This is a genomic window from Nesterenkonia sp. PF2B19 (genome assembly GCF_001758425.2).
Lineage (GTDB): Bacteria > Actinomycetota > Actinomycetes > Actinomycetales > Micrococcaceae > Nesterenkonia > Nesterenkonia aethiopica.
In genome coordinates this window covers 34,405-42,863 of the sequence record NZ_MDSS02000021.1, presented here as the reverse complement: position 1 = coordinate 42,863, position 8,459 = coordinate 34,405, and the positions used below count along the sequence as shown (strand labels likewise).

At 68.5% G+C, this 8,459-nt stretch carries 19 protein-coding genes; 18 read left to right on the top strand and 1 reads right to left on the bottom strand.

Going from position 1 to position 8,459, the window contains the following annotated elements; genetic code table 11:
• Positions 1–268 precede the first annotated feature (268 nt).
• On the bottom strand, positions 269–529 hold the full coding sequence (locus tag BCY76_RS08245) for a helix-turn-helix domain-containing protein (protein ID WP_070158425.1): 261 nt from the start codon (positions 527–529) through the stop codon (positions 269–271).
• Positions 530–622: 93 nt separating this feature from the next.
• On the opposite strand from BCY76_RS08245, the gene BCY76_RS08240 reads away from it, so the two are divergent.
• The 18 genes from BCY76_RS08240 (at position 623) to BCY76_RS08160 (ending at position 8,237) form a co-directional block, all read left to right on the top strand.
• Entirely contained in the window at positions 623–850 is a 228-nt protein-coding gene (locus BCY76_RS08240; RefSeq protein ID WP_083277201.1) for a helix-turn-helix domain-containing protein, read from the top strand.
• Position 851: 1 nt separating this feature from the next.
• A complete protein-coding gene (locus BCY76_RS08235) occupies positions 852–1,133 on the top strand; it encodes a hypothetical protein (protein WP_070158427.1) in 282 nt (93 codons plus the stop codon).
• The gene (locus BCY76_RS08230) at positions 1,130–1,387 is read left to right on the top strand and encodes a helix-turn-helix domain-containing protein (RefSeq protein WP_070158428.1); all 258 of its coding nucleotides are present in this window, start codon (positions 1,130–1,132) and stop codon (positions 1,385–1,387) included. The genes BCY76_RS08235 and BCY76_RS08230 overlap by 4 nt, the downstream gene beginning before the upstream one ends.
• Positions 1,388–1,482: 95 nt before the next feature.
• Positions 1,483–1,710 (top strand): hypothetical protein, encoded by a 228-nt coding sequence (locus BCY76_RS08225; RefSeq protein ID WP_085437511.1) that lies wholly within the window; start codon positions 1,483–1,485, stop codon positions 1,708–1,710.
• 14 nt (positions 1,711–1,724) lie between these two features.
• Positions 1,725–1,916: a hypothetical protein gene (locus BCY76_RS08220; protein WP_070158429.1), complete on the top strand. Its 192-nt coding sequence runs from the start codon at positions 1,725–1,727 to the stop codon at positions 1,914–1,916.
• Positions 1,917–1,919: 3 nt separating this feature from the next.
• Positions 1,920–2,072 carry a hypothetical protein gene (locus BCY76_RS18070; RefSeq protein WP_170922631.1) on the top strand — a complete coding sequence of 51 codons (153 nt, stop codon included), beginning with the start codon at positions 1,920–1,922 and terminating at the stop codon, positions 2,070–2,072.
• Positions 2,069–2,266: a hypothetical protein gene (locus BCY76_RS08215; RefSeq protein ID WP_070158430.1), complete on the top strand. Its 198-nt coding sequence runs from the start codon at positions 2,069–2,071 to the stop codon at positions 2,264–2,266. Before BCY76_RS18070 ends, BCY76_RS08215 begins: the two co-directional genes overlap by 4 nt.
• 9 nt (positions 2,267–2,275) lie before the next feature.
• Positions 2,276–2,506, top strand: coding sequence for a hypothetical protein (locus BCY76_RS08210; RefSeq protein ID WP_070158431.1), 231 nt, complete (start codon positions 2,276–2,278; stop codon positions 2,504–2,506).
• On the top strand, positions 2,503–2,709 hold the full coding sequence (locus tag BCY76_RS08205) for a hypothetical protein (protein ID WP_070158432.1): 207 nt from the start codon (positions 2,503–2,505) through the stop codon (positions 2,707–2,709). The genes BCY76_RS08210 and BCY76_RS08205 overlap by 4 nt, the downstream gene beginning before the upstream one ends.
• Positions 2,706–3,182, top strand: a complete 477-nt coding sequence (locus BCY76_RS08200) for a hypothetical protein (RefSeq protein ID WP_085437510.1) — start codon at positions 2,706–2,708, stop codon at positions 3,180–3,182. The genes BCY76_RS08205 and BCY76_RS08200 overlap by 4 nt, the downstream gene beginning before the upstream one ends.
• A complete protein-coding gene (locus BCY76_RS08195; RefSeq protein WP_070158434.1) occupies positions 3,179–3,994 on the top strand; it encodes a hypothetical protein in 816 nt (271 codons plus the stop codon). The genes BCY76_RS08200 and BCY76_RS08195 overlap by 4 nt, the downstream gene beginning before the upstream one ends.
• Before the next feature lie 13 nt (positions 3,995–4,007).
• Positions 4,008–4,955 (top strand): hypothetical protein, encoded by a 948-nt coding sequence (locus BCY76_RS08190; protein WP_070158435.1) that lies wholly within the window; start codon positions 4,008–4,010, stop codon positions 4,953–4,955.
• A gap of 4 nt (positions 4,956–4,959) precedes the next feature.
• Positions 4,960–5,442 carry a single-stranded DNA-binding protein gene (locus BCY76_RS08185; RefSeq protein ID WP_070158436.1) on the top strand — a complete coding sequence of 161 codons (483 nt, stop codon included), beginning with the start codon at positions 4,960–4,962 and terminating at the stop codon, positions 5,440–5,442.
• Positions 5,443–5,643: 201 nt separating this feature from the next.
• A complete protein-coding gene (locus tag BCY76_RS08180) occupies positions 5,644–6,045 on the top strand; it encodes a helix-turn-helix domain-containing protein (RefSeq protein WP_070158437.1) in 402 nt (133 codons plus the stop codon).
• Positions 6,042–6,359 (top strand): hypothetical protein, encoded by a 318-nt coding sequence (locus BCY76_RS08175; RefSeq protein WP_070158438.1) that lies wholly within the window; start codon positions 6,042–6,044, stop codon positions 6,357–6,359. The genes BCY76_RS08180 and BCY76_RS08175 overlap by 4 nt, the downstream gene beginning before the upstream one ends.
• A complete protein-coding gene (locus tag BCY76_RS08170) occupies positions 6,356–7,267 on the top strand; it encodes a hypothetical protein (RefSeq protein WP_085437508.1) in 912 nt (303 codons plus the stop codon). The genes BCY76_RS08175 and BCY76_RS08170 overlap by 4 nt, the downstream gene beginning before the upstream one ends.
• The gene (locus BCY76_RS08165) at positions 7,264–7,644 is read left to right on the top strand and encodes a hypothetical protein (RefSeq protein WP_070158439.1); all 381 of its coding nucleotides are present in this window, start codon (positions 7,264–7,266) and stop codon (positions 7,642–7,644) included. Before BCY76_RS08170 ends, BCY76_RS08165 begins: the two co-directional genes overlap by 4 nt.
• The gene (locus BCY76_RS08160; RefSeq protein ID WP_070158440.1) at positions 7,641–8,237 is read left to right on the top strand and encodes a hypothetical protein; all 597 of its coding nucleotides are present in this window, start codon (positions 7,641–7,643) and stop codon (positions 8,235–8,237) included. The genes BCY76_RS08165 and BCY76_RS08160 overlap by 4 nt, the downstream gene beginning before the upstream one ends.
• Positions 8,238–8,459: the final 222 nt, after the last annotated feature.

Sequence of the window (8,459 nt, the reverse complement as noted above, 5' to 3'; positions counted from 1 at the left end):
TTGCAGGGAAGTAGTCTCCGCGTGAAGGGGCGGCCATACTGGCCCTGATCGAACCCATTGACCGCGTTAGTCTGCGTATCCGTCCCCAGTGGGGACACGCTGTCAGGGTGCGTCACAGGCACGACATGTGAATCTTGCAACAGTGTCACCTCCGCCCTGTAGGCTCGAACATACATTCGAATCGCACCGACGAATGAGGGGTCACGAGATGGGCGAGATGACGATCGAGGACATCACGAGAGTGTCCGCAAGCCTGGGGGTCAGCCCCTCACGGCTGGTGGACGCGCTCCTCTACTTTGCGCATCACAGCGGGCAGACTGACGTCTAGGGCGTCAGTGATCGCGTGGAGCCGACCGAAAGGCATGTCTCGCTCGCCTGAGAGGTACCGGTGCAGCGTCTTGATCTGCATGCCGGTATATGCCGCCATGGCGTCGTAGGTGACTCCGCGGGTCTCGCGCTCGTGGCGCAGCTCGGCGGCGAGGGCGCGCCGGTAGGCCAGTGCGTACTCGTCCAGGTCTTTGATACTCATGGCAGTCAGTCTATGACCATCTGGACAACAGCAACACGCCAACTTTCAACCCCAGGTTGACCGTACGGACAAAACTTGCCTAATGTAGTCCGTATGGACAAAAGAGCAGCACTCGGACAGCACATCCGAGACCTCATGGACAACGCCGGGCACAGCGAGAACAGCCTTGCTGAGACCACCGGCATCCCCCGCGTGACCCTCCGCCGCCGCCTGGACGCCCCGGAGAACCTGAGCGTCGGAGAGATCGCACGCATCGCCGCAGCCCTCCACGTCGAACCCTCCGCGCTGACCGAGTACTACTACGGTGAGGCGGCCGCGTGACATGGCAACTGCAGCAGCGATCAGCACCGACCCCCGGGCCGAGTGGCTGGCTGAGGCCCGCGAGTCAATCGAAGCGCTCGCCGCATGGTCCGCGAAGTACGGCACCACCTTCACCGCCGATGAGCTCCGACTCATGACCGGCGAACCCGACCACCCCAACTGGTTCGGCTCGGCGTTCAACACCGCTCGCATCGCCCGCATCATCGAGCCCGTCGGCTTCACCACGAGCCGCGCCCGATCGCGACACGGCGGGGTCATCCGCACCTGGAGGGCCGCCGCATGAGTGCAACACACTGGCTCACCCCCGCCGAGGCCGGGGACGCCCTCGGATTCACCGCCAAGACCATCCGCGTCTGGTGCCGTCAGGGGCGATTCCCCGGCGCACGGAAGATGCCCGACGACAAGCCCCGCAGTGAGTGGCGCATCCCCGAGGACGCCGTCACTGCGATCCGGGAGCGCCGCGTCACGGAACGCCCCGCCGTCCTGGACTCCAAGCGCCGCGCCGAGCTCATGCAGAAGCTCAGCGACGCCGCCTAATCACCCCGCGCACTCGCGCACCACCATCACCGCACCACCCTCACATCAGCCCGTATATCCCTGACGTTCGCGTCTCGGCGGGCAGGAGATCAGTCATGCCCAAAATCAGCCGCACAGCGGTCGAGAACCGCATCAAAGAGGTCAACCCGTCCATCCGCCCCAGCGACCTCCGACGCGTCGTGAAGCTCCACCAGCGCCGACACGACGCGTTCACCCGGATGCCCACCCACGAGGAGGCCCTGCTGCTCGTGAAGGCGATCAGCCACACCGACGAGCCCGGCGACATCGTCGCGGGCATCCGCCGACGCCCCGCCGCCGCATGAGAGGAGCACACCCGATGTGCTGTGACACCCCGATCGACACCACCCCGACACTCACCAGCGGCGACACCGAGATCAAGGCCGCCCTATGGAGCGTCATGCAGGCATCCCAGCGCTACGGGGCGCAGATGACACCGACCCGCCTCGACGCCGCCAACCGTGCCGCCGTCGACCTGCTCGCGGTGATCGCCGCACACCAGGAGGAATGACCGATGCGCCTCACGACACCGATGTGGCACACGCGTCCGTGCGAGTGGGACGGCTGCCCGGAGCGCTCCGAGGGTGACGGCTTGTGCGCCGAGCATCTCGCCGACGACCAGGAGTCCCACGCAGAGCGGCTCTGGGAGATGGAGGAGGGCCGATGAATCCGCACTCTCACCTGACCCGACGCCACCGCCCCGCACACGTCCGCCGGAAGCTGCGCCTGTGGGCGCCGCTGGCCGTGATCGGCGTCGCCGTCTACGTGACCCACTTCCACGACGCCGGCACCGCGCTTGCCGGTGCCGCACTCGCCACGGTCGGCCTGCTCGGGCTGATCGGCGACAACACCACCACCTGAGAGGAAGACATGACCATCAGAAACTCAGCAGCACACATCCTGAAGGGCTACGTCGCGGATTTCGCCAACGCGTCCGCTGCCCTCCGCGCACTGGAGTCTGACGAGCTCTGGTGCGAGGCCGAGGGCAGGACGCCCGGGCCGAACCTGCTCGACCAGCTCGCGGAGGCCCGACACGACTGGAGGAAAGCCCACAAGCAGGTCTACGGGTTCATCGACAGCCTGACCGAGGAGAAGCCATGAGCGAGTACCGGATTGACTACACGATTCACCGGATCGACCCAGACAGCGGCGAGTCGGAGGAGATCGGGTTTGGAGCCTCCGGCGCCAGTAGCGGTATCCCCGAGGCGGCGCATGTCATCTCCTCCGACCTCGACACGGGCTCATGGGAGACCGAGCCACACCAGCCCTGCCCCGACGAAGTCCTGACCGAGGAGACTGCATGACCACCACCGCGCAGAAGCTCGCCGAGGCCCGCGAGTACCACCAGCGGGCGCAGGCACGCTCCGACTACTACCAGCGGCACCTCGGCGTCGGCACAGACGACCCGGGCGCCGTCTCCGGCATCCGCCGCCGCAGCACACCCCGGCAGGTCGCCCAGTCGTCCGCCCTCACCGACCGGGCGCTCGACGCCGCCCAGGAGGCCGACCGCGCCCGGGTGAAGGTCGAGAACCTGGAGGCCAAGCTGGGCCGCGAGCAGAAGGAGGCGGAAGCAGACGCCGACGCCACCGTGGATCTCGACCGGCTCCGCCCCGGTGACCTCATCCGGCACCGGGTGCACGGCATCTCGGTCTGGGACACCGTCCGCCGGGTCAACTCCAAGACCGTCACCTGCGAGCCCCGCTGGCAGGGCCACGACGCGCCCCGCATCCCGCACGACCGCATCCGAGAGACCCGCCACCAGGAGGACCAGTCATGAGCCTGGAGTTCAACCCAGAGAACCACCGCTACCGGCTCGACGGTCGCCCCGTCCGGGGAGTCACCGGCCTCATCGCTGGCGGCACCCCGAAGGACGCCCTGATCTGGTGGGCGGCCACGAAGGCAGGCGAGTGGGCTGCAGAGAATAAGGCCGCGCTCGCCACGCTCGCCGACGACTCGATCATCCGCGAGGCCAAGATGGCCCACAAGCAGGCGAAGGACACCGCTGGCATCACCGGCACGGCCGTTCATGACCTCGCGGAGCGGCTGCACCAGACCGGGGAAGTCACCACGGCAGACCCGCTCCACGGCTCCTATATCGAGGGGTACGCGGAGTTCCTGGACGCCTGGGAGATCGAACCGGCCCTGTTCGAGCGGCCGTGCGCGTCCCGCGCCGACTGGTGGGCCGGGACGTTCGACCTGCTATGCCGGTCCCCGTACTTGGCCGACGGCGAGCTGGTGCAGATCGACCTCAAGACCTCCAAGAGCGTCTACGGCGAGACCGCCATGCAGACCGCCGCCTACTCGCGGGCGGAGTTCTACCTCGACCAGGACGGCGCCGAGCAGCCGATGCCTGAGGTGCACGCGACCTACGTCGCCCACGTGACCCCGCTCCACCGCGACGGAGAGGCCGCCCGCTACGAGGGCAAGCCCCTGGGGACCAGCCTCTACCAGCTCGCCGGGAACCCCGCAGAGATCGCGACTCAGTACGGCTGGTTCCTCGCCGCCGCCTACACGGCCAAGACAAAGAAGCTCCGAGACCGACTCATCACCGAACCACTCACCGCACCGAACGCGGCCACCGCCGCCTGAACAGGAGAACCTGATGACAGAGATCCAGAAGCACGCCGGCGACCAGCTCGCCATCCCTGCCCCACACGCCGCACCGGCCAGCGTCATCCAGATCAGCGACTGGGCCGCAGAGCTCGGCGCCGCCCGCCAGCTCGGCAACGCGCTCGCCGAATCCGGGATGATCCCCGACGCGCTGCGCAAGGAGGGCAAGAACTACAAGGCCCCCGAGAAGCTGGCCGCCGACGTCGGCGTGGTCATCCTCGCCGGGAAGTCCATCGGCCTCGACCCGCTGACCGCAGTGCAGAACATCTTCCCGGTGTACGGGCGCCCCGCCATGTACGCCCGCACCATGGTCGGCCTCGCCGTCGGCCAGGGACACGAGGTGGAGCGCACCCACGCCGACCAGAACAGCGTCACCGTCCGGGCAAGGCGACGCGGCTCCCGCGAGTGGCACACGTTCACATGGGACATGGACCGCGCCAAGCAGGCCGGATACACCGGCAACGCCCTCTACCAGCGCGACCCGATCGCGATGCTCACCGCCAAGGCACAGGCCGAGGCGTGCCGCACCATGTTCGCCGACGTCCTGCTGGGCATGCCCTACAGCGTCGAGGAGGGCCAGCTCGAAGACCTCGGCGAGACCGTCGAGGAACAGCCGGCCGCCACCGTGAAGCGCAAGACCCGGTCCAAGGCGAAGACCACCACGAAGACCGAGACGAAGCCCGACCCCGCACCGGAGCCGGAGCCCGCCGAGGAGCCCGAGCCAGACCTTCCCGGCGGCGTGCACGACACCGCGCCGATCACCGAACAGACCTGGGCAGAGATCCACGAGCTCGCCGAGCAGCAGAACGTCGGATCCGTGCCCGGCTGGGCATCCGACCAGCTCGGACGCACCCTCACCGGCTGGAAGGACATCACCGAAGCCGAGGGCGACCGGCTGCTGCAGCTGCTCACCACCGGCGAGACCACACAGGAGAACTGACCACATGGCAGGCGAAACCATCATCACCGTCGTCGGGAACCTCACCGCCGATCCAGAGCTGCGCTTCACGCCCTCGGGTGTGGCCGTCGCGAACTTCGTCATCGCGTCCACGCCCCGAAACTTCGACAAGCAGGCCAACGAGTGGAAGGACGGCGAAGCGCTGTTCGTCCGGTGCACGGTCTGGCGCGAGCTCGCCGAGCACGTCGCCGAGTCGCTGGCGAAGGGTACCCGCCTCGTCGCCCAGGGGCGACTGCAGGCCAACAGCTTCGAGGACAAGGAAGGCAACCGGCGCACCGCCTGGGAGCTGCAGGTTGACGAGGTCGGCCCGTCCCTGCGGTTCGCCACGGCGAGCGTCCAGCGGCAGGGGCGTGGAGGCGGCTTCAACGGTGCCGGTGCCTCCACCGGCGGCGGCCGGCCCGCCGAGCAGGCCCAACCCGCCGACACCTGGGGCGGCCAGCCCTCGGGGGAGTGGGGCGGCTGGCAATGAGCATCCTCACCGCGGTCGCGATCATCGCCGCCGCATGGGTGGCGATCAACTTCGTCGGCGTCATCATCGGCGCCACGCTCGCGATCCGCTCCCGCCGTCAGTGATCGTCGCTGACGGCTCACTGAACATCACTGACGATCACCGGCCCCGCCGCCCTTCAACCGGGCGGCGGGGCCGACTCGTACCCACCAGGAGAACACCATGACCACCTGCCCAATCGGCCGCGGCGACCTCACCGGCTACAAGGTGAAGGGCTGCAGGTGCCGACCCTGCAAGGACGCCGCATCCGCACAACAGCGCCGCTGGACCCGACAAGTCGGATACCACGGCCACCTCACTATCACCGGAGACGACGCCGACAAGGTCCGCGACCGCATCGCAGCACTGCAAGGGCTCGGCTGGACACTCGCCCAGATCGCCGAGCTCGCCGGATGCGCCCCGAGCACGCTGAGCAACGTCCTCAACGGCCGGAAGAACCCACACCGCGACACCGCCCGCGGCATCGACCACGCCTGGGACGTCCTCACCGGCCGCAACCACGGCATGACTCGAAATCCGCTCGCCGGCCGCGGCAATCAGCACACCCGCAGGAGGGCCGCGTGAACACCTTCACCATCACCTGCTCAGCCGGGCACCCGCCCCGCAAGGTCGCTGTCGTCGTCGACTTCGGCGGCTGGGCGTGCGACCCACCCGAAGCAGACATGAACCTCCGCCGGCGGCCCGTGCACGGGTACTCATTCCGCTGCTCATGCGGCGCCGGCGCAGCAGCCCACAAGGACGACATGCACCGGGTGCTGACCCGACTGGCAACTGAGTACGGGATCGACGAGCTCAGCATCCAAGCCATCGCCCGAGCTCGCCGCTGGCAAGGCGGCTTCCGCCGACCCGAACAACTCAACGAGAGGAGTCCCGCATGACCTGGTTCAAGGTCGACGACAAGTTCCACGGACACCCGAAGGTCGCCGAGCTTTCGCTCGCCGCCGTCGGCGTGTGGACCGTCGCCGGCTCCTGGTGCGCCGACTACCTCACCGACGGAGCGATCACCCCGGGCCAGTTGCGGCGACTTGGAGGCACCACAGCCGAGGCCGACGAGCTCGTCGAGGCCGGCCTGTGGGAGCAGACCGACACTGGATGGACGTTCCGCAACTGGCAGGACTACCAACCCACACGGGAGGCAGTCGAGGCCAAGCGCGGCGCCGAATCCACCGGAGCCGCCCGAGGCAATCATCTGCGCTGGCACGTCGGGCGCGGCGTGGTCGCTCCCGACTGTGAGTTCTGCACCGCCGAGTCGGGTACCCGATCAGGTACCCGATCGGGTCAGGATCAGGTGCCGATCGGGTCCGCATCAGCCAAGGACGAATCGGCCCCGAATCCTCCCGTACCCGTACCCGTACCCATCCCTACTGAAGTAGGGATGAGCGACGCACGCGCAAGCGCGAGCGCCGACATGAGCAGCAGCAAGGGGCGACGCAAGCCCGCCCGGCCGATCCCCGACGACTGGACCCCCACCGAGGCGCACGCCACCCGAGCCCACGAGCTCGGCGTCGACCTGAACCTCGAGGCCGAGAAGTTCGTCAACCACGCCAAGGCCAACGACCGCCGACAAGTCGACTGGTCACGGAGCTTCTACACGTGGCTGACCAACGCTCACCAATTCCAGAAGCGCGATGGCGGACCACGACGCACCAGCGCCGAGCAGCGGCTCGACGCGGGCCGCGCCTGGCTCTCCCGCACAGAGGGCTGGGACGAGCAGCGCGCCGCCGCCGACAACCCGTTCATGCTCGACGCCCCCACCCCCGACGAGCCGAGGAGGATCACACGATGACCGACCGCCCCGACCAGTTCACCGAAGCCGACGCCAAGGCCGCCGTCACCTACCTGGCGCAGATCGACGCCCGCGTCATCGCCGCCGAGGAGATCCCCGCGCTCGCCGAGGTGTGGCACCACGGGCTGAGGAAGTTCACCCCCGAACAGGTCCGATGGGGGATCAAGCACTACTACGGCGTTCTCGCGATCGACAAGGCGCCGGTACTGACTGCGGCAGAGTGCCGCCGGATCCTCATCACCACCCGTGTCCAGTCGGAGGCGAAGCGGGCCGCGCTGGGGGAGCTCCCGAAGCCACAGGGCACGCCGATGCCCGAGGAGCTCCGCGACAAGCTCGACCGCATCGGCGGCCGCGTCGACGAGGAGGGCACCACGTGACCACCGCAGCCGATCACGACCACGAGTGGCCGGGCCGCCCACCCGGCTCCGAGGCGCACCCGCCGCACCGGTGGCGCCGGCCCTGGACGACCCCCGAGGTACATCTCCGCGAGTCCGACGAGGTGCCGGGCACCGTGAGGATCCCCTACACGCACCCCGGTGGCAGCCCCGAGACGAACCTATTCCTGGCGGAGAATCACCTGGCCGCCGCTGAGGAAGGCAGCGAGGCGCCCCAGACATGGCGGCACATGAAGAAAGCCGGCGGATACGGCGGCACCTACCTCGACTTCTGCCGCGACCAGGTCGCCATGCACCGGTGGATCGTCGAGAAGCGCGCAGCCACAGGTGCCGTCGCCCGCGAGGTCTGGGAGCAGGAACAGGCACGCCGGAACAACCATGACGCGGTCTACACGTGGGCGCTGCTGAACGACCGGCACCGGCCCATCCGGGACGCCAGCGACCCAGACCTGGCCCACTACATCGCTGACTACCGGCGCGTCCACGGTAGGCCGCCGAAGGGCGTCCAGGACGAGGAAGCACCACACCACGAGGTTCAGCTGGGCGAGACCGTCGCCCAGCCCGCCCTGTTCTGACCGCTCCAGGTCCCATACGCCCCGAGTCGCACAACCACACACCCCGAGCCCTGCAAGCGCTGAGAGCGGCGCACAGGGATCTACCTATGCCCGCAGGAGGGCCCCATGAGCAGCTTCACCATCACCTGCTCGGCCAGGCACCCAGCCCACACCGTCGCGACCAAGTGCCATGTCCAAGCTCGTGCGAGACTGCTCTCGCTACCGCCCAGCGGAACGACACCC